The organism is Kaustia mangrovi, assembly GCF_015482775.1.
Taxonomy (GTDB): domain Bacteria; phylum Pseudomonadota; class Alphaproteobacteria; order Rhizobiales; family Im1; genus Kaustia; species Kaustia mangrovi.
Window position 1 is genome coordinate 900632 of sequence record NZ_CP058214.1, and the last position, 17447, is coordinate 918078.

Here is a 17447-nt window from a genome sequence, read left to right on the forward strand (position 1 = left end):
CGGCTGCGGCCGGCTCTGCGGCGACCTGCAGCCCGGCTCACTCGCGGTCTCGCGCGGCCTCTGGGCTCCCCCCTGTGCGGGAGCGAGCGGAGAATGGGCAGGACCGGTTCGTGCACTTGCCGCTCATGCCCGCAACGGCGGGCATCCAGTGGCCGCGGATACAGGTCCTGAAGGATCCGCTCGAGAGCCCCGCCTTCAGAGATTCCGCATGCCGCGATCGACGGCGCGGCTGACGAGCGCTGCGACCTGGGACTGGGAGCGCCGGAAGCTCTCGGCATCCTGCGCCTGGATGTTGAGATTGAGCGTGACGGCCCGGCCGCCGCCCTCGGCACGCACGCCGAGCCGGCCATCGGCGCCTCGCGCGAGCGGCATGATCGCCTCCGCCCCCGCCTCGCCCATGAGCCCCACATTGCCGCCGCGCATGGGAAAGAGGGTCGGCCCGCCCACGACGCCGCCCTGGGCGAAGGGCTTGAGCACGCCGTTCGCCACGACATTGCCCCGCGCGCTCGGCAGGACGGCGCCGAACAGGCTGGAGAACAGCCCGCCCAGCCCGTCGCCGAGCGGCTGCAGCGCCGCCGACAGCGCCTTGCTCGACAGCGACAGCGCGAGCGAGCGCATGACGTCGCTCAGTGCCTTCCCGCCCGTCACCGCACCGGTGAACGCCTTGGTGAGGGACGTGCCGAAGGCGTCGCCGAGCTTGCCGAGCTCGTCGAGCTCCGACTTGAAATGCGAGGCATCGAGGCCGATGGCCACTTCGAGCCCGTCGATCCGTTCCGCCATGAAAACCTCCTCATCGGTCAGGAAAGCGCGACATCAGCGCGTCGAGATCGGCACGCGCCGGGGGCGCGGCGCCGCCATCGGCAAGGCCGGCCCCGTGAAGCGCCACCATCAGCTCGCGCGGTGTCATCGCCCAGAAGACCGGCGGCGCCAGGCGCAGCGCGCCGAGCCCGGCGCCCATGAGCGCACGCCAGGGAAATCGGGCGCCGGCGCTCATTGTGCGCCGTCCGCCCCGTCCTCGTGGGCGAAGGTCGCGCGCAGGAGGTCCGCGACAATCGCCACATAGCCCGCCGCGCCGCCCTCCACGCGGAACGCCCGGACCTCCTCGTCGGTGACCTCGTGGCCGGCGCCGCGCAGGCCCGCTGCGATGACGAGGACGGCGTCGCTCGCCCGGATACGTCCCGTCTCGAAACGGTCCACCAGCGCCATCAGGTCGGCGCCGTCATAGGCGCTTTCGAGCTCGGCCAGCGCCCCGAGCGTCAGGCACAGCGTCCAGCGCCGCCCGTCGAGCTCGGCTTCGATCTCGCCTCGATGTCTGTTCGCCATGACGCCCGCCTCACGCCGCCGCGAACGACAGGAGGCCGGCGGATTCGAGCGCCAGCTCGAAGGTCAGCTCGCCGTCGTGCTGGCCGGAATATTCGAGCGCCGTCACCTGAAACGGGCCGCTCACCGTACCGAAATCGGGGATGATCACCTGCCAGTCGCGGATCGTGCCGTCGAACATGAACTGACGCACGAGGACGTCGGAGGCGTCGTCCTTGAATAGGCCCTGGCCTCTGATGCTCGCGGACTTGATGCCGGCACCCGCCAGGAGCTCGCGCCAGGCGCCGGCCGATTCCGCATGGGTGATGTCCACCGTCTGCGCGTTGAAGGAGAGCGCATGGGTGCGCAATCCCGCAACCGTCGTGAAACTGCCCGTCCCGCTGCTGTCGGTCTTGAGCAGGAGATCGCGTCCCTTCTGGGCTGTCATGGTCTCAACGAACCTCCGAGAATGATGTCGAGGTGATGGGGCTCACGCCGCCGGTTCGGTGACCGCCCTCAGGCGGACAATGCCGTGATAGGTCTCGCCGTCGGTGTCCCGGAGCGCGTGCCAGAACACCGTGCGCAGATTGACGAGCACATGGCCGTCGAGAGACGGCGCGGCCCCGTCGAGCGCGTCGTCGAGCGCGGCGATGATGGCCTGGACCTCCCGCCTGCCCTTGTGGCGCGACCACACATGGAGCGTCACGCGGTGCTCGTGGCCGCGGCGGGTCTGGGTGCTCCAGTCGCGCGTCTCGGTGTCGCCGAGCGTGACGTAGGGGAAGGCGGCCTCCTCGGGCACGTCGTCGTGGAGATGCACGCCGCCGAGCAGCGCCATGAGGTCGGCATGCGCCGCGAGATGCGCGAAGAGCGCCGCCTGCAGCGCCCAGGCCGGACTTGCCGTCATGATCGGGTCTCCTTGATGGGCGGCGCCTGCCGGATGGCCGCCTTCAGCCCCTCCCGCAGGATCGCGCGGACCTCGCCGCGCGCCGCCGACAGGGCCGGCGCGAGCCAGGGATCGGCCGGCATCGCGCTTGAACCGAATTCGCGGGCCGCGGCCTCCGGCACGGTGCTCGCGATGCGCACCTCTCCCGCCGCCGGGTCCACGGTGACGGCGAGCGAGCGCACCAGGCGGCCGCGCGCCGTCCCGCTCGCCGTCGCGAGGTCGAGCATGGCGCCCGCCTCGCGGCGCACCGCGCCGGCGGCCTCGCCGAGCGCCGCGGCGACGGCGGGGGAGCGCAGGAGCGCCTCCAGCCGCCGGCGCGGCAGCAGCGTGCCCGAGCCGGTCATGACCGCCCTCATGGCGTGAGCCGCTCCCGGACGAGGCAGACGAGCCGCCGGCGCCGCTCGTCGGGGTCGTAATGGGCCACGATGTCGAACACCCGGTCGTCGGCCCTGAACCGCATGGCCGCCGTCACGTCGTCGCGATGGCGAAGCGCGATGCGGTGGCTGACCTCGGCGGAGATCTTTTCCGCCCGCACCGTGTCGCGCGGCGAGGCCGGGGCGATCTCCGCCCATAGCTCCGCGACAGGCTGCCAGACGATCTCGGCACCGCCCCCGCCATCGGCCACGCGCTGCGGCGCCTCCAGCCGGAGCCGGTGGCGCATGGCCCCGATACGGCTCACAGCGACACCATGCGGTAGGGCGCGATGAGCGCCTTGACGGTCGCCGGCATCTCGATGGCCGCCCCGTCGAAGGCGAGCGGCTCGCGATGCTCGAACCAGTGCGCCACGAGCTGGAGGATCGCCTGGCGCAACGGTGCCGGCACATCGCCCGGCGCCGCGCCGAACCCCGCCGTGAACATGATCTCGATGCCGTTGAGGGCCCGTGTCGCCCGGCCCGGCCAGCCATCGTGACCGGGCCGGGCGACGCGCGCCGGCAGGCTGGCCGTGTCGACGACATATTCGCTCCCGGCGAGCGTCGTCGCCGTACCGCCCTCGTCATACAGGCGCACGGCATCGACCGACTGGACGGGCCCGAACGGCAGGGAGACGGTGCCGCCCTCCGGCCAGCGATCCAGGAACAGCGACCAGCTCTGCGTCAGGAAGGCCCGCCTGGTGGCGAGCTCCAGATGCGCCCGCGCCGCCGTGACGAGCGCCTGGACGAGCTGGTCCTCGTTGGAATCGTCCACCTTCAGATGCGCCTTCGCATCCGCGAGGCTGACCGGCTCGTCCGCCGGTCCGAGATTGAGCATGGTGGTCATCGCAAACTCCCCTTGTTCGAAGGTCCTCGATGGCGATGCGGGCGCGGGGGTCCGTCGCCGGACCGTCGCGCCCGCATCCCGGTGTGGCTGCCAGGGGGAGAGACCTCAGCTCACACCGAACTTCAGAAGCTTGATCGCCTCGAAGTTCTGCACGCCGCCGCCGACGCGCTTGGTCGTGTAGAACAGCACATAGGGCTTGCTCGAATAGGGATCGCGCAGGATCCTGACGCCCAGCCGGTCGACGATCAGATAGCCGCGGCGGAAGTCGCCGAAGGCCACCGCGAGCGCGTCGGAGCCGATATCGGGCATCTCCTCGGCTTCCGCGATCGGGGCGGTCATCAGCGTCGCCGCCCCGCCCGCCTGGGCCGCCGGCTGCCACAGATAGTTGCCGTCGGCGTCCTTGATCTTGCGGATCTCGGCTTGCGTCTTGCGGTTCATCACCCAGTGCGCGTTCTGGCGGTAGCCGCTCTTCAGCGCATAGACGAGGTCGATGAGCACGTCGCCGGCATCGCTTGCGGGAAGGCCGCCATCGACGCCGGTGGCCACAGTGCCGAGGCTGCCCCAGCTCCAGCTCCCGTCATCGACGACGGGATAGTCGAGGAAGCCGCGCGGCTTGGCCACGCCGTCGCCATTGACGAAGGCTGCGCCTTCCTGCTCGGCGAAGACGGTCTGGACCTCCTCGGCGATCCACTGGTCGATATTGACCGCGGCGTCGTCGAGCAGGCTCTGGGTCGCCGCCGGCATGGCATAGAGCTCCATGGTCGGGAACTGGAGCTCGGCCAGCGTCGGCGCGGCGGTCTCGGGCCGGGCATCGGTCTCGCCCACCCAGCCGGTCGCAGCCCCCGACGTCGCAAAGGGCTTCTTGTAGACGGAGCCGGAGACCTGGCGCACGCCGGCAATGGCGCGGATGGGCGAGGCCGAGGCGAGCATGCGGCCGATCTCCGCCTCCGTCTCCTCCGGCACCAGATAGCCGCCATCGGGGTCAGAGCCGACCGACAGCGCCTTCGCCTCCAGCGCCGTCAGATTGTGCGCCTCGCCCTTGCGGACATAGGCCTGGAAGGCAGCCTTGTGCTCGCCGGCATGGGCGTTGCGGCCGGCATCGCCCCCGCCATGCTCCAGGCCGGGCCGGTGCGCCTTGAGGGCGAGATCGTCGACGACGCGCTTGTACTCGTCGAGCGCGGTGTTGATGCGCTGGACCTTCTCCTCCGTCACCACATCGGCCGCCATGCGGCGCTCGATCTCGGTCAGCCGGTCGTCATTGGCGTCCTTGAAGGCCTCGAAGGCCTGCATGAACTCGTCGAAGGCGCCGGTCAGGTCGCCATTGGCGGGCGCGCCGGCCACCTTGGTCTCGAGCGCCGGGGTGGACTGGGTCTGGGTCATCTTGCTCCTCACTGCAGTTCACGTTGAAGTCGGAAGGCCGTCGCCTGCATGCGCCGGGCGAGGGTGGCGGCGGGTGCCGCCGGACGGGCCGGCGCGATCCGTGCGCCGGGATGGAGGGGAAAGGTCACGATGGAGATCTCCCAGAGATCGAGCGCGGCGAGCTCGCGCAGGGCCTGTCCGGAGCGCCGCCTGGCGGTCACCGTGCGAAAGCCGATGGAGAGCCCGTCGACACCGCCCGCGCGGATCAGGCTCGCAAGCTCGCGCGCCCGGGCCACCCCGTCCGCCAGCCGACCGCGCACATGGAGCCCGTGGCCGTCCTCGCGCATTGCGAGCCACACGCCGACAGGCTCTGCCGGGTCGTGCTGAAACAGCATGCGCACCGCCCCCGGAGGCCTTCGGGCGAGCGAGCGTTGAAAGGCGCCGCGAAGCACCACGTCGCCGCCGAGATCGGGCGTGCCGAACAGGCTGGCATAGCCCTCGAAGACGCCCTCCCCGTCCACCGATGCGCGTCCGACGCGCCCGGTCCGCGCGCGCGACGGCGCGGCCGGCGTGATCACACCGTCCATGAGATCCCTCAATCTTGCGAAAGGTCAGGTCAGCCGGACGACGCCGGCGAAAGGCGGTCGCCGCCCTCGACGGGCTCGTAGCCGACGGCGGCGCGCTTCTCGTTCACCGTCAGGAAGCTCGAGCGCTCCACCCGGTCCCACAGCGCCTCGCGCTCGCCCGACAGCGCGTCCACCCGGTCGGCGTCGTACCACAGCCGCAGATCGCCGCCATAGGCGGGGGCGAGCCAGTTGGTCAGCGCCTGTGCGGTGCGCGCCACGAGCGGCAGGACCGTCTGGCGCCAGAAGGTGCGGTTGGCCTCGGCATAGTTCGCGAAGGTGTTGTCGCCGGGAATGCCGAGCAGCATGGGCGGCACGCCGAAGGCCAGCGCGATCTCGCGGGCGGCCACGTGCTTGGCCTCGATGAAGTCCATGTCCTTCGGGCTGAAGCCCATGGATTTCCAGTCGAGCCCGCCTTCCAGCACCAGCGGCCGCCCGGCATTCGCCGCCCCCTGATAGGCGCTCTCCAGCTCGTGCTTGAGGCGGGAGAACTGCTCCTCGCTGAGGTTGTGGTCGCCGTCGGGGCCGGTATAGACGAGCGCGCCGGAGGGCCTGGCCGCATTGTCGAGCAGCGCCTTGTTCCAGACCCCGGCGGCATTGTGGATATCGGTGCTGCGCGCGGCCGCCTCGAAGGGACTCAGCCCGTAATGGTCGTTGCCCGGATTGAACAGGCGCGCATGGAGGATGGGCGGCACGGGGCCTCCCGCCCCGTCCTGCCGGAACCGGACAGTCTGCCCGTTGGCGCCGTATTCGTACGCCTCCGGCCAGCCATTGCCCCCCGGCACGACCTTCATCCGGTCGGGGCGCAGCACATGGAGCTCGCGCACCGCGCCGCCGATGGCGACGGCCTCCAGATAGGCGTTCCCGGAGACCTGCAGATGGCCGTAGAAGGTCTCCATCAACATCGCGCCGCCCTGGGCCGGGTTCGGCTCGGCGAGCAGCGCCAGGAAGGGATGGCTCGCATGCTCGCGCTCGCCCTCGTAGAGCAGCCAGGAGACGCTGGCGGCCGCCTCCGCGATCATGCGCACGCAGCGATAGCCGACCGCGTTCTGGGAGAAGCCCTCCCGGGTCAGGTCGGCATAGTTGCGCGGCGTCCAGACGGGCCGGCCCTGGCTGTGCAGGGCGATCACGGGCCCCGTCCGGCTCATCTTGCGCTCCGGCGGCGCAGGCGGTCTGTGCGCGCGGCCCATGAGCCGCCGCAGCCCTTGTGAAACTGAGGCCATGACGTCGATCCGTCCTTCGTTGTTCGGTGTGCGAGATACCCGCAAGACGCCCGTCAGAGCGTGCGGACCTTGGGCGCGCCGTGCGTGCGCGACAGCATCAGCTCGGTGAGCGCCCAGACGAGCGCGTCCACCCGGTCGGGGCTGCGGCCGCGCGCGGCGAGGATGGAGTCGAAGGCGCACATCTCGTCCTCGAGCTCCGGAAAGGTGCCCGCATGGCTGACGCGCCCCTGTTCGTAGAGGGCCGCGACCGGTTCCGCGCGCACCCGCTTGCCGCGCGAGGCGCGCACGCACCGGACAGGAATGCCGGGGTCGGCCTCGTGCATCACCGCCGCGACGAGGTCTCCGCCCTGATTGACCTCCGCCACGAGCCGGTCGGCGCAGAAGGCGCGGTAGAGCGCGACCGCGGCCCGCGCCCAGCGCATTGGCGAGGCCCGCTCCACGGTGCCGTCGGCCAGCACATAGGCCCGCCCGTCGAGCCCGCGCCCGGCGCAGACGATGCCGCAGGCATTCGCCCCCTCCCCGCTCGTGACCGGCGGGTCGACGGCGACCACGATGCGGGCAAGCTCCGGCGCCCGCGAGATGCGCGCGCCCTCGATGGCGTCGCGCCGGAACAGGGCATGCGGGTCGTCCTCGATCAGCTCGCCATCGAGCTCCTGCCGGCCGAGCCGCGTGCCCTCGTAGCGCGCGACCACCGCCTCCAGGAAGCCCGGGGCGAGATTGTGCTTATTGTCCCGTGTCGACGCGCGGCTGACCACGGTGCGCTCCTGCGCCATGAGGCGCTTGAGAAGCGGCACCGCCCGCGGCGTCGTCGTGACGACCTGACGCGGGCGGTGGCCGAGGCGCAGGGCGAATTGCAGCATGTCCCAGGCGGCATCCCCGTTGCGCCACTTGGCGAGTTCGTCGCACCAGGCGACATCGAACTGCGGGCCGCGCAGCGCGTCGGGCTCCTCCGCGGAGAAAAGCTGGGCGATACAGCCATTCGGCCAGGTAAGCTGGCGCCGCGACGGCTCGAAGAGCGGCCTCTCGCCATCGCCATGGACCGCGAGAAGGCCGGAGACGCCCTCCACCATGACGCTCCGCGCATCCCCCATGGTCTGGCCGACGAGCGCGATGCGGCTCGCCGGCACCTCCGCCATGGGCGCGATGCCGAGCGCCTGAGCCCTGATCCATTCCGCGCCGGCCCGGGTCTTTCCCGCGCCGCGCCCGCCGAGCAGGACCCAGACGGTCCAGCCGGCCATGCCGCCGCGAATGTCGGGCGGGAGCTGGTCGAGGCGGCCCCATAGCGCCCAGTCGCGTTCCATGAGCGCGATGTCGTCGGCATCGAGCGTCGCCGCGAAAGTCTCAAGACGCGTCCTGCTCGGACAGTTCCGCAAGGCGCTGCGCAAGCGCATTGCGGCGTTCGTCGATATCACGGAATCCGTGATCGATCCGGTCGGTGTCACAGGCGGCGGGCCCTCCTTCGTCCGGCCCCTGAAGCGTCAGGAGCTTTTCGTAGATGCGCACGAGCGCGCTGACCGTGCGCGCATCGCGTTCGCGCTGGGCGGCATCGCCGCCACCCTCCGGCGCGCTCGCCGCGAGCCGCTGCTCGAGAAGGGCGAGCTGGCGCTCGACCACCACGCGCAGCCGCTCGCCCAGCGGTTCCTGTCTGGCAGGCGTCCACTTCGACCGGCGGGGCCAGTTCTCCTCCCTGATCCGCTTGTAAAGAGTCCTCCGGGTCACCCCGAATCTCGCGACGATCTGCGATACCGAGCCGTCGCCCGCGCAATAGGCAGCGCGCGCACCGGCCCAGTCGGGCCCTGCGTTTTCGCTCATATGCCGAACACACCAGTGGAGAGGACAGAAAGACCGACGCGCGTCGGCAATCCTGGACGCCTTCGCGCCCGCGGCTCGCCGTCACCCGCATTTGTCGGATTGTGCCCTCTTATAGACACATGACCGTCACGCTGTCAATTAAAAAATCACCTTATTCGTAAAATTATATCTTGGCGGATTGTCGGCCTCCCGGCCTGCCCGCAGCCTATATACGGTCTGGCTATCGGGGCGGGGATGGATGCGGCACCGGATCGCGTGAAATCCGCACGCAGTTGGTCTATAGTCTGTCACTGACGCCGCCGCTTGTGGGCCCGATGCGGCGGAACGAGGCAACAGGTGGGGTTTCCGGGTGTGCTGGTCCATGAGCGGCCAGCGGGTGCTGCGGCCGTTGCGCCGCCGGCCCCTCGACGGCATCGGACCGGAGGCAGGCCCACCGCAGCAGCAGATCTGGAGCTACAGGGACCGGGTCCGGAGTACTGGGGTGTCAGAAAGACCGTCCACCAATCCTGTCTACCGTTTCTTCTTCGCCGTCGATGCGTGGTGCAGCTCCGGCTTCTACGAGATTCGGGACAGGTTCAGGCGCATGTGGAGCGCCTATTCGGCGCTGCTCGACCGGGTCCGCATCGGCGGACCGCCGCGGCTGCTCTTCGAACTCGTCTCAGACGGCGCGACGCTCGGGCTCCTCTTCGCCCTCGGCGTGCTTTACTACGCCCTGCCCCCCTTCTCCGGGACCGGCGACATCTGGAACCAGGGCCGCGACTACGCGGTGACCTTCACCGACTCCAATGGCGAGATCATCGGGCGCCGCGGCATCCGCCAGGACGACGCCATACCGCTCGACGAGATCCCCCAGAACGTGGTCCGCGCGGTGCTTGCGACCGAGGACCAGCGGTTCCTGAAGCATTTCGGCCTCGACATCCAGGGCACACTGCGTGCGCTGGTTGAGAACCTGCGGGCGAAGGACGTGGTTCAGGGCGGCTCCACCCTCACCCAGCAGCTCGCCAAGAACCTGTTCCTCAACCCCGAGCGCACCCTCCAGCGCAAGGTCAACGAGGCCTTCCTCGCCCTGTGGATCGAGGCGCGCCTCACCAAGCCGGAAATCCTCAAGCTCTATCTCGACCGGTCCTATCTCGGCGGCGGCACCTATGGCGTGGAGGCAGCCGCACAGTTCTATTTCGGCAAATCGATCCGGGACGTGAACCTGTCGGAGGCCGCCATGCTCGCGGGCCTCTTCAAGGCGCCGAGCAACTTCGCGCCGCATGTCAACCCGGAAGCGGCCCGCGCACGCGCCAATGTCGTGCTCTACCGCATGCTCGACGTGGGCGTCATCAGCCAGGGCGAGCTTCTGGAAGCGCGCCGCAACCCGGCCGAATTCGCCTCCGAGCGCGATCACTACAGCCCGGACTGGTTCCTCGACTGGGCCTATGAGGAAACGCTGGCGACACTGAAGACCTACGGCCTGGAGACCGAATATGTGATCGAGGTGAAGACCACGATCGACATGGCCATGCAGAGGACCGGCCAGACGCTGATCAACGAGATGCTGGACAAGGAGGGCGAGGAGCGTCACGTCACCCAGGGCGCGCTCGTGTCGCTCACCCCCCGGGGCGCGGTAAAGGCCATTGTCGGCGGGCGAGACTACGAGGACAGCCAGTTCAACCGCGCCATCGACGCCCTGCGCCAGCCGGGTTCGGCCTTCAAGCCCTTCGTCTACATGGCCGCGCTTAGGGCGGGCTATCACCCGAACACCGTCGTCTACGACGTGCCGATCACCGTCGGCAACTGGACCCCGAAGAACTATACGCGCCGCTATACGGGCCGCACCACGCTGGTGACGGCGCTGAAGAAGTCCTACAACACCATCCCCGTGCATATCGCGCAGAATATCGGGCGCAAGGCGATCATCCAGGCCGCCGAGCTCGCCGGCCTGCGCACGAAGCTGTCGCCGGTGCCCTCGCTGCCGCTGGGCACCAACGAGGTCACGCTGATCGACCTGACGAGCGCCTATGCGGGCTTCGCCAATGGCGGCCACGCGATCACGCCCTATACGGTGCTGGAGATCAAGCGCCCCAATGGCGAGGTGCTCTACAGCCGCGACACCGCCCGCCCCGCGCCGCCGCAGACCCTCGAGCCGGAGCTGGTGGAGGAGCTCAACTACATGCTGAACCAGGTCGTGCGCTCCGGCACCGGGCGGCGCGCGCTCCTCGGCTTCACGCCCCAGGCCGGCAAGACCGGCACCAACCAGGACTATCGCGATGCCTGGTTCATGGGCTTCACCGCCCACTATGTGACCGGCGTGTGGTACGGCAATGACGACTTCACGCCGATGAAGCGCATCACGGGCGGCAGCCTGCCGGCCATGACGTGGAAGTCGTTCATGGAGAAGGCGCTCGAGACGAAGGTCGCCGAAGCGCTGCCCGGCGTTCCGCTGGACGACAGCTACGCCCGATATATCGCGCGCCAGGATGAGGGCCAGGAGGCGCCTGTGGTCGGCGGCACGGCGGACGAGCTCCCCACGCGCGTCACGGTCGACACGACCAACAGCCGCCAGCAGGTCCCGGAGCGCCGCGAACGCCGGGCCGATCCGGTGGTCCGCGTGTTGCAGAGCATGTTCTCGCTGTTCAGCGGCTCCTCGAGCGAGCCCTCCCCGCCGCCGCGGCGTGCCGAACCGCCCCGGCGCCAGGTCGACAGCAGCGGATCCGCGCGCCAGCGCAGCACTCCCAATTTCTCCGAACGCCGGCGCGAGCTGGAGGATAGCCTGCGGTGACCGTTTTCCCACGTCTCCGGCCGAAAGCGCCTTCGCCAACAGCTTCGCGGTTTCCCAGACCATGCCGGATCGGTATCTTGTGATCGCCCATCGCCGCCTGCCGCGCCGTTGCGCGGGCGGTGGACGCAGTTAGTTCCCGGGGAGTGGCCGTGCGCTTGGTCTTCGATGCTCTGGTATTCATTCTGGTCGGACTGGGGCTCGGCTATTATTCCGCCGACCGGGCGGTGACCGACGGCCTGTCCTTCATCACCGAGCGCAACGGGCCCTGGACGATCTGGCCCGGGGTCGCCAGCCCGTCCGCCGATCCCTATACCCGCGCCCATTTCGCGACCGCCGGCAAGCTCGGGCTCAAGCAGTTCGAGGCGCTGGTCTATCGCGCCGAAACCGATTCCGGCGACCGCCCGCTCGATGCGAGCTGCATCTATCAGGTGACGGGGCTGCCGCTGGAAAGCCGCTGGTGGAACCTCGCCGTCTATACGCCGGGCCACGAGCTGATGCCCAATCCCGCGGACCGCCACAGCTTCAATTCGGAGAACCTCATACGCGAGCCAGACGGCTCCTTCCGCATCGTTCTTGCCCGCGAGTCCCGGCCCGGCAACTGGATCCCCCTGGGCGACAGCCAGTCCCTCGAGCTCGTGCTCACCCTGTTCGCGCCCCCGGAGGCCTACAGGGAGGCGCCCGAGGCCGTCGCGCTTCCGCGCATCGAGCGGGAGGCCTGCTGATGGGGCGCATCCTCTTCTGGGCGATCGCGACGGTCATGCTGGCGGGTGCCACGCATCTCGCCGTGGTGCTCTTCACGCCCGACATCTCCATGGCAAGCCTCATCGGCCGGATCACGGCGGCGACGGCGGTCAATCGCATGGTGGTGCTGGAGCCGGAGGAGACCGCGACGCTCGTCCACGAGATCAACCCCGACCTCGCCTATGCGGTCTGCCCCTACGACATCGTCGACAACGATCTCCAGATCACGCTGGAGATCCCCGACACCTACTGGTCGATCAGCATCTACAACGAGCGCGGCGACAATATCTACACGCTCAACGATCGCCAGGCCGGCGCAAGCTATCTGGTACTGCGGCTGGTGCAGAAGGCATCGGCCTCCGACGAGACGCTCGTCCCGTCGCTCACGGAGGGCAATGCAGTGGTCGTGCGCACGAGCAGCCTGCGCGGCGTGATCATGCTGCGCGCGATGGTTCCGAACGGCGCCTATCGCCAGCGCATCAGGGACGTGCTCGCCGCCTCCCGTTGCGCACCCCAGGCGCGCGAGACCTCATGACGGCCCGTTCCGGCCGCGTCCCTACCCGTCGCCCTTCGCGTACCGTTCGCCCGGATGGGGCACGCCCCGATCCGGCGGCACGGCGGGAGCGGTCCGCTCCCTGCGCACTCCGGGAAAGATGAGCACCCGTCCCTCGCTCCCGGCCTGCGGGCGCGATGTCGCGCGTAACCGGTCGACAGGAAACTCCACGATGTTGCCCATGACCCTTGGCCCTCGCCTCTTCCGCGCGGCCCCTGGGCGCCCTGCGGCACCGCCGGCCGCTGGCCTTATTAGGCGGGCCGCAAGGTTAACGATTGATTAACGGACCGGCCCGTCACGCCGGCCGGGGATACCCGGCTCAGGGGTGAGGTACGGTTCGGCGGCGGCCTTCCCGGAACGAGATATAGATGCCGCTGGCGATCAGGATGACCACGCCCACGACCGTCCACCGGTCCGGCAGATCGCCGAACCAGGCATAGCCGACAAGGACGGCCATGAGGATCTCCGCAAAGGAGAACGGCGCCAGAACCGTCGCTTCGGTATGCTCATAGGCCTTCACGATGCAGTAATGGCCGAGGGTGGAGATGAGGCCGATGAGCACGAGCTCCAGCCATTGCGTCGCGGTCGGCCACTGCCAGACCCAGGGCATGGCGACCGTCAGCACGATGGCGCCGGCAAGCCCGGTGAAGGTCGCCGTCACGAGCGGACGCCCGGTGCCGGCGATCCGCCGCGTCAGCAGCAGGTAGCTCGCAAAGCACAGGCCCGCGGCCAGCGCCAGGACGGTGCCGAGATTGATCTCCTGAAAGCCCGGGCGGATGATGATCAGCGTCCCGATGAAGCCGACGATCACCGCGCTCCAGCGGCGCACGCCCACATGCTCGCCCAGAACGAAGGGCGACAGCGCGGTCACGATCAGCGGCTGGATAAAGAAGATCGCGAGCGTGTCGGCGATCGGCAGGAAGGTCAGCGCGGAAAAGAACAGCGTGGTGGCCGTCACCAGGCACAGCCCCCGCACGATCTGGATGCCCGGACGCGGCGGGATGAGCCCCTTGCGGCCATGGAGCGCCGCCAGCACCGGCAGGACGAGGATCACATTGAAGAAGAAGCGCCCCCACACGACCTGCAGCACCGGCAGGCTCTGGCCGAGATGCTTCGCGAAGCCATCCATGACAGGCAGGATGGAGACGGCCACGAGCATCAGGGCTATGCCGGCGGCCTGGCGGCCCGTATCCGGCAATACGGCGCGTTCGCGCGGGATGGAGGCCATGGAGGGAGACCTTCTGTCGGAAAACCGGTTGGCACTGTCTCCCTGATAGTCTCAAGCCCTGCGCCCGGCAAGCACGATCCGGCAACCCCGCCGCCAGCGGCGTCCCGGACGGTCGTCAGAAGTTCGACAGGCTGGACAGGCCGCTGACCTTGCCGAGCTCGTCGATGAGCTCCGGCCCGACCTCGCCGGTGACCGGCATGGCGCGGTCGCGCTGGAAATCGCGGATCGCCTGGCGCGTCTGCTCGCCCATCATGCCGTCGACCGGCCCGGGGCTGTAGCCGAGCTCGGCGAGCCCCGTCTGGACCAGGCGGATGCGCCGGCGCTCCTCCGGATTGCCGGTGGAACCGGTGAACCGGGCCGCATCCTGGATCTCGCGGTTGAAGCGGATGTCGTCGCGCAGCGCCTGCGTCGGCTCGCCCGTCACCTGGACACCCCGTCCGCGCTGATAGCTCGCAATCGCCTCGCGGGTCTTGGGGCCGTCGAGCCCGTCCACGGGCCCGTCATAGAGATCCATGGCGGACAGGTCGCTCTGGATATCGCGCACGAGAGGATTGCCCTCGGGAGCCTCGCGCTTCGCCGCATCGTCCTTTTCTCCGGGCGCCGGTACGCTTGCAGTGACCGTTCCGGACGCCGTCTTGCTCCGCGACGGGGTGGGCTCGGCGCGGTCGGCACGCGGCCGCAGCACCGCCCGGTCGCCCTCCGCCGACTGCCACGAGGCCGCGAACGGGGCCGGATGCCGCCCGCTCTGGGCGATAAGCGCGTTGTAGGTGATGCCGAGCCCCACAATGCCGGCGAGCGCCAGGGTCACCATGCCACGCGGCGAGACCACCGGTTCGTCGGCATCCAGCACGTCCTTCATCGTCCGGTCCATCTCCATCCTCTCAAGCCAGACCGCCCCCGTCTCGCGCCGATGCCGCCCTTTCCGGACCCCGGCCCCCGGGGGGACTTTCCGACGGCACCCTTGCATGGATGTCCTTAAGGAATTTTGAACCTTATCGGCAAGCCGGCGACCGCTCTTGCTGACTCCGGACGGCCCCGCCGCTACCATAGGAAGAACACGGACCTCCCATGCGCCTGATGCGCGACGCAAGAGGGAGGCGAGCCCTGAAGCGGATCTCGGGATCATGTTCTTCCTCATTCGGGCGATATTCTGGCTGACCGTCGTCTACCTGCTGCTGCCAGTGGGGCAGGACGGCGAGCCGGACCGGGAACAGGCCTCCGCCAGAGCCGCGGCGGAGACGGCCGAAACGGTGCGCGACACCGTGACCACGGCCGGCGATGTCGCTCGCTTCTGCTCCGGCCAGTGGGAGATCTGCGAGGCCGGCGCCAGGCTCTGGGGCCTGTTCGGCGGCGGACCGGCGGGCGGTTCCGCAAAGGGCGAAACCGCGCCCGCCGGGCGTTCCTCGCTGCCCGGCGACACGCTGACCGGCGACGACCTCGCGCCCGACTGGGACGGCCCCGTTTCCCGCCAGAAGGGCTGATATCCCGCCGCCACGCTTGTTCTGCGGCCCGTGACGGACTATTTCTGGAGACAGAAACGTGTCCCGCGGGCACCGATCGCAACGCAGACAGGCCAGATGCAGAAGATCGACCAACTTGTTGAGGATTTCGAGCTGCTCGACGACTGGGAGGACCGCTACCGGTATCTCATCGAGCTCGGCCGCGATCTCCCGTCTTTCGACGAGGCGCTGCGCACGCCGGAGAACAAGGTGCGCGGCTGCGTGAGCCAGGTGTGGCTCGACACCACCGTCGACCGGTCCGGCGAGGCGCCCGTGCTGAGTTTTGTCGGCGACAGCGACGCCCATATCGTGCGCGGCCTGATCGCCATCCTCTTCGCCCTCTATTCCGGACGCAACGCGGACGAGATCGTCCAGACGGACGCCCAGGCCGTCTTCGACAGGATCGGCCTGATCGAGCATCTCACGCCGCAGCGTTCGAACGGCCTCGCCTCCATGGTGGAGCGCATCAAGCGGGACGCCCGCGCCGCCGTATCGCAGGCGCCCGCCCAGTAATCCGTCTCATTCCATACCGGTGGCCTCCCCGCCGCCTTCGATACTCGGCCTGAAGCCGTCGCGTCCCCAATGGCGGATGCGCGACGGCGCCGTCGTCCTTGTCGGGCAAGCCAGCAGGCCGTAATGGCGCGCCAGCCGCGTCAGGGCGAGCTGGAGCACGATCTTGCCGGAGCGCTGGGGCCAGCCGAGACTGCGTTCCGCCGCCTCGATGCCGTTGGCCAGACAGCACACCTCCACAAGGACGTCGGCCAGTTCCGGGCCGACCCTCTCCAGAGCGCGGAAATAGCGCTGCCGGGCCGCAAGCGCCCGGTCCTGGATTTCACACGCCGTATTGTCGCCCGGCCCCGACCTCCGGCGGCGCCCCCTGGCGGTCTGCGTCCAGTTCGATGTCAGGCGCGGCGAGAGGCCGGCGACGGTGAAATCCCGCCGCAACCGCTCGCCCGCCTCGTATTGCGCATCGTTGATGAGCGGCTTGCCGTCCGTCCCTTTCCGGCGCCGCAGCCAGCCAAGCGGGCTTTCCGCCTCGTTGACGGTGACGTGCCCGCCTGTGCGCCCCTGCTCCTCGATCGTGCGCGTGCCGATGAGCTGGTGCTGGCGCCTGAAGGCCTCCTTTGCGGTTTCCCCGCCCGCCAGCATGCGCCGGTACCAGGCGAGACCGGCGGCGGACAGACGGCACCGGCCTCTTGCATCCTCGTCCAGCCAATCGCGGGCACGCCATGCGGACACGACCGGCCCGTCCACGGTCATGACCGCAGCGCGATGGCCGTTGCGCGGCACGAACACCCCCCAGCCCGGGGATGGCATGTCGACGGGCAAGAGATATGCATCCGCACCGGCGAGGCGACGAAACACTCTGAGCGCCTCGCGGCGGACGGCGCCCTCGGCTTGTCGAACCATGTCTGAGACCCCTGCTTTACGCGTCCCGATGCCGTTACACGGCGCTGACATGCGGACAGAGCTGACGCCAGGCGCAAACGGCCGATTCCAGAGCGTCGAGGACCATGTCGAACACCGGATCGTCCCTTCGGTCCTCCACGCACCGGCAGGCATGGGCGGCCGTGGTCCGGTCGCGTCCGAAAAGCCGTCCCACATCCGTCATTGTGAGCTGGCCGGCAATATGGGTGAGATACATCGCGACCTGACGCGCGAACGCGATCCTGGCGCTGCGCCGGCTCTGCGCGGAGAGGTCGGGAATGGCGACGCCGAAGGCGCGCGCCACGATGAGTTGGACGAAGCGGTGTATGGCCGTCCGCTCCAGCGGCAGGGCTCGCGATGCCGGGTCCGCCGCAGCAAACCTCCCGTGGGGCTCGCATTGGTTGTATGGTCTGCGGACGTCGTGCAGAGCCCCTGCGCCATGTGTCCGGCGATGAATGCAATATGTCATGAATTGCCCCCATTTCCTTTCGTTCTGTGCAGTCGCCGCTGAGTTCCGAAACCTCCTTTCAAGGAACATAATCCTATTCAGCAAGACTCATACCGGACGCCGCCGGGGGCGGGGATAAGTTAGGTTCGCAAGGACAAGAGCGCATTTCGTGAACGCATGTTCACTCAATGCCCTCCAGGTCCCTGTATCGCCGCGCTTTCGAACCGGAAAAGTGGTCCCCACTTTTCCTGAAAGCGCTCCAGGTCG

22 protein-coding genes are annotated in these 17447 nt (G+C 69.2%); 5 read left to right on the forward strand and 17 right to left on the reverse strand.

Annotated features, from left to right (window positions below):
* Positions 1 to 195 precede the first annotated feature (195 nt).
* The 13 genes from HW532_RS04250 to HW532_RS04310 form a co-directional block, all read right to left on the reverse strand.
* Positions 196 to 780 (reverse strand): phage tail tape measure protein, encoded by a 585-nt coding sequence (locus HW532_RS04250; RefSeq protein WP_213163217.1) that lies wholly within the window; start codon positions 778 to 780, stop codon positions 196 to 198.
* A gap of 10 nt (positions 781 to 790) precedes the next feature.
* A complete protein-coding gene (locus tag HW532_RS04255; RefSeq protein WP_213163218.1) occupies positions 791 to 994 on the reverse strand; it encodes a rcc01693 family protein in 204 nt (67 codons plus the stop codon).
* Entirely contained in the window at positions 991 to 1323 is a 333-nt protein-coding gene (locus HW532_RS04260; RefSeq protein WP_213163219.1) for a gene transfer agent family protein, read from the reverse strand. The genes HW532_RS04255 and HW532_RS04260 overlap by 4 nt, the downstream gene beginning before the upstream one ends.
* Before the next feature lie 10 nt (positions 1324 to 1333).
* The gene (locus HW532_RS04265) at positions 1334 to 1747 is read right to left on the reverse strand and encodes a phage major tail protein, TP901-1 family (protein WP_213163220.1); all 414 of its coding nucleotides are present in this window, start codon (positions 1745 to 1747) and stop codon (positions 1334 to 1336) included.
* Positions 1748 to 1789: 42 nt separating this feature from the next.
* Entirely contained in the window at positions 1790 to 2203 is a 414-nt protein-coding gene (locus HW532_RS04270; protein ID WP_213163221.1) for a DUF3168 domain-containing protein, read from the reverse strand.
* A complete protein-coding gene (locus HW532_RS04275) occupies positions 2200 to 2586 on the reverse strand; it encodes an HK97-gp10 family putative phage morphogenesis protein (RefSeq protein ID WP_213163222.1) in 387 nt (128 codons plus the stop codon). The genes HW532_RS04270 and HW532_RS04275 overlap by 4 nt, the downstream gene beginning before the upstream one ends.
* An 8-nt stretch (positions 2587 to 2594) precedes the next feature.
* Complete coding sequence (locus HW532_RS04280) at positions 2595 to 2921, reverse strand: phage head closure protein (protein ID WP_246479545.1); 327 nt, start codon at positions 2919 to 2921, stop codon at positions 2595 to 2597.
* Positions 2918 to 3499 carry a head-tail connector protein gene (locus tag HW532_RS04285; protein ID WP_213163223.1) on the reverse strand — a complete coding sequence of 194 codons (582 nt, stop codon included), beginning with the start codon at positions 3497 to 3499 and terminating at the stop codon, positions 2918 to 2920. The genes HW532_RS04280 and HW532_RS04285 overlap by 4 nt, the downstream gene beginning before the upstream one ends.
* Positions 3500 to 3604: 105 nt before the next feature.
* Positions 3605 to 4879: a phage major capsid protein gene (locus tag HW532_RS04290; RefSeq protein ID WP_213163224.1), complete on the reverse strand. Its 1275-nt coding sequence runs from the start codon at positions 4877 to 4879 to the stop codon at positions 3605 to 3607.
* A gap of 8 nt (positions 4880 to 4887) precedes the next feature.
* Positions 4888 to 5445, reverse strand: coding sequence for an HK97 family phage prohead protease (locus HW532_RS04295; protein WP_213163225.1), 558 nt, complete (start codon positions 5443 to 5445; stop codon positions 4888 to 4890).
* A gap of 29 nt (positions 5446 to 5474) precedes the next feature.
* Positions 5475 to 6671: a phage portal protein gene (locus HW532_RS04300; RefSeq protein ID WP_246479930.1), complete on the reverse strand. Its 1197-nt coding sequence runs from the start codon at positions 6669 to 6671 to the stop codon at positions 5475 to 5477.
* A gap of 86 nt (positions 6672 to 6757) precedes the next feature.
* The gene (locus HW532_RS04305; RefSeq protein WP_213163227.1) at positions 6758 to 8095 is read right to left on the reverse strand and encodes a DNA-packaging protein; all 1338 of its coding nucleotides are present in this window, start codon (positions 8093 to 8095) and stop codon (positions 6758 to 6760) included.
* The gene (locus tag HW532_RS04310; RefSeq protein ID WP_213163228.1) at positions 8046 to 8516 is read right to left on the reverse strand and encodes a hypothetical protein; all 471 of its coding nucleotides are present in this window, start codon (positions 8514 to 8516) and stop codon (positions 8046 to 8048) included. The genes HW532_RS04305 and HW532_RS04310 overlap by 50 nt, the downstream gene beginning before the upstream one ends.
* 481 nt (positions 8517 to 8997) lie before the next feature.
* Between HW532_RS04310 and HW532_RS04315 the strand changes: the two genes are divergently transcribed.
* The 3 genes from HW532_RS04315 to HW532_RS04325 all read left to right on the forward strand — a co-directional run bounded on the left by HW532_RS04315 (position 8998) and on the right by HW532_RS04325 (position 12559).
* Positions 8998 to 11283 (forward strand): transglycosylase domain-containing protein, encoded by a 2286-nt coding sequence (locus tag HW532_RS04315; protein WP_213163229.1) that lies wholly within the window; start codon positions 8998 to 9000, stop codon positions 11281 to 11283.
* Positions 11284 to 11438: 155 nt separating this feature from the next.
* A complete protein-coding gene (locus HW532_RS04320) occupies positions 11439 to 12005 on the forward strand; it encodes a DUF1214 domain-containing protein (RefSeq protein ID WP_213163230.1) in 567 nt (188 codons plus the stop codon).
* Positions 12005 to 12559 carry a DUF1254 domain-containing protein gene (locus HW532_RS04325; protein ID WP_213163231.1) on the forward strand — a complete coding sequence of 185 codons (555 nt, stop codon included), beginning with the start codon at positions 12005 to 12007 and terminating at the stop codon, positions 12557 to 12559. The genes HW532_RS04320 and HW532_RS04325 overlap by 1 nt, the downstream gene beginning before the upstream one ends.
* 337 nt (positions 12560 to 12896) lie before the next feature.
* Here the strand turns inward: HW532_RS04325 and HW532_RS04330 are convergent, their stop codons facing one another.
* Together HW532_RS04330 and HW532_RS04335 are read right to left on the reverse strand one after the other, a co-directional pair.
* Positions 12897 to 13805 carry a DMT family transporter gene (locus HW532_RS04330; protein WP_213163232.1) on the reverse strand — a complete coding sequence of 303 codons (909 nt, stop codon included), beginning with the start codon at positions 13803 to 13805 and terminating at the stop codon, positions 12897 to 12899.
* 115 nt (positions 13806 to 13920) lie between these two features.
* Positions 13921 to 14676, reverse strand: coding sequence for a peptidoglycan-binding domain-containing protein (locus HW532_RS04335; RefSeq protein WP_213163233.1), 756 nt, complete (start codon positions 14674 to 14676; stop codon positions 13921 to 13923).
* Positions 14677 to 14929: 253 nt separating this feature from the next.
* Between HW532_RS04335 and HW532_RS04340 the strand changes: the two genes are divergently transcribed.
* Positions 14930 to 15286: a hypothetical protein gene (locus tag HW532_RS04340; protein WP_213163234.1), complete on the forward strand. Its 357-nt coding sequence runs from the start codon at positions 14930 to 14932 to the stop codon at positions 15284 to 15286.
* Between the two features lie 96 nt (positions 15287 to 15382).
* Entirely contained in the window at positions 15383 to 15817 is a 435-nt protein-coding gene (locus HW532_RS04345) for a SufE family protein (protein ID WP_213163235.1), read from the forward strand.
* A 6-nt stretch (positions 15818 to 15823) separates the two neighbouring features.
* Here HW532_RS04345 and HW532_RS22040 read toward each other — a convergent pair whose 3' ends face one another.
* Complete coding sequence (locus HW532_RS22040; RefSeq protein WP_246479546.1) at positions 15824 to 16714, reverse strand: DUF6456 domain-containing protein; 891 nt, start codon at positions 16712 to 16714, stop codon at positions 15824 to 15826.
* Positions 16715 to 16748: 34 nt separating this feature from the next.
* The gene (locus HW532_RS22045; protein ID WP_246479547.1) at positions 16749 to 17036 is read right to left on the reverse strand and encodes a helix-turn-helix domain-containing protein; all 288 of its coding nucleotides are present in this window, start codon (positions 17034 to 17036) and stop codon (positions 16749 to 16751) included.
* Between the last annotated feature and the right edge of the window lie 411 nt (positions 17037 to 17447).

Bases quoted from the DNA above. Each gene is read 5' to 3' on its own strand.
- HW532_RS04250 (WP_213163217.1), bottom strand. From the start codon at position 780: ATGGCGGAACGGATCGACGGGCTCGAAGTGGCCATCGGCCTCGATGCC.
- HW532_RS04255 (WP_213163218.1), bottom strand. From the start codon at position 994: ATGAGCGCCGGCGCCCGATTTCCCTGGCGTGCGCTCATGGGCGCCGGG.
- HW532_RS04260 (WP_213163219.1), bottom strand. From the start codon at position 1,323: ATGGCGAACAGACATCGAGGCGAGATCGAAGCCGAGCTCGACGGGCGG.
- HW532_RS04265 (WP_213163220.1), bottom strand. From the start codon at position 1,747: ATGACAGCCCAGAAGGGACGCGATCTCCTGCTCAAGACCGACAGCAGC.
- HW532_RS04270 (WP_213163221.1), bottom strand. From the start codon at position 2,203: ATGACGGCAAGTCCGGCCTGGGCGCTGCAGGCGGCGCTCTTCGCGCAT.
- HW532_RS04275 (WP_213163222.1), bottom strand. From the start codon at position 2,586: ATGACCGGCTCGGGCACGCTGCTGCCGCGCCGGCGGCTGGAGGCGCTC.
- HW532_RS04285 (WP_213163223.1), bottom strand. From the start codon at position 3,499: ATGACCACCATGCTCAATCTCGGACCGGCGGACGAGCCGGTCAGCCTC.
- HW532_RS04290 (WP_213163224.1), bottom strand. From the start codon at position 4,879: ATGACCCAGACCCAGTCCACCCCGGCGCTCGAGACCAAGGTGGCCGGC.
- HW532_RS04295 (WP_213163225.1), bottom strand. From the start codon at position 5,445: ATGGACGGTGTGATCACGCCGGCCGCGCCGTCGCGCGCGCGGACCGGG.
- HW532_RS04300 (WP_246479930.1), bottom strand. From the start codon at position 6,671: ATGGGCCGCGCGCACAGACCGCCTGCGCCGCCGGAGCGCAAGATGAGC.
- HW532_RS04305 (WP_213163227.1), bottom strand. From the start codon at position 8,095: ATGCGCTTGCGCAGCGCCTTGCGGAACTGTCCGAGCAGGACGCGTCTT.
- HW532_RS04310 (WP_213163228.1), bottom strand. From the start codon at position 8,516: ATGAGCGAAAACGCAGGGCCCGACTGGGCCGGTGCGCGCGCTGCCTAT.
- HW532_RS04325 (WP_213163231.1), top strand. From the start codon at position 12,005: ATGGGGCGCATCCTCTTCTGGGCGATCGCGACGGTCATGCTGGCGGGT.
- HW532_RS04330 (WP_213163232.1), bottom strand. From the start codon at position 13,805: ATGGCCTCCATCCCGCGCGAACGCGCCGTATTGCCGGATACGGGCCGC.
- HW532_RS04335 (WP_213163233.1), bottom strand. From the start codon at position 14,676: ATGGACCGGACGATGAAGGACGTGCTGGATGCCGACGAACCGGTGGTC.
- HW532_RS04340 (WP_213163234.1), top strand. From the start codon at position 14,930: ATGTTCTTCCTCATTCGGGCGATATTCTGGCTGACCGTCGTCTACCTG.
- HW532_RS04345 (WP_213163235.1), top strand. From the start codon at position 15,383: ATGCAGAAGATCGACCAACTTGTTGAGGATTTCGAGCTGCTCGACGAC.
- HW532_RS22040 (WP_246479546.1), bottom strand. From the start codon at position 16,714: ATGGTTCGACAAGCCGAGGGCGCCGTCCGCCGCGAGGCGCTCAGAGTG.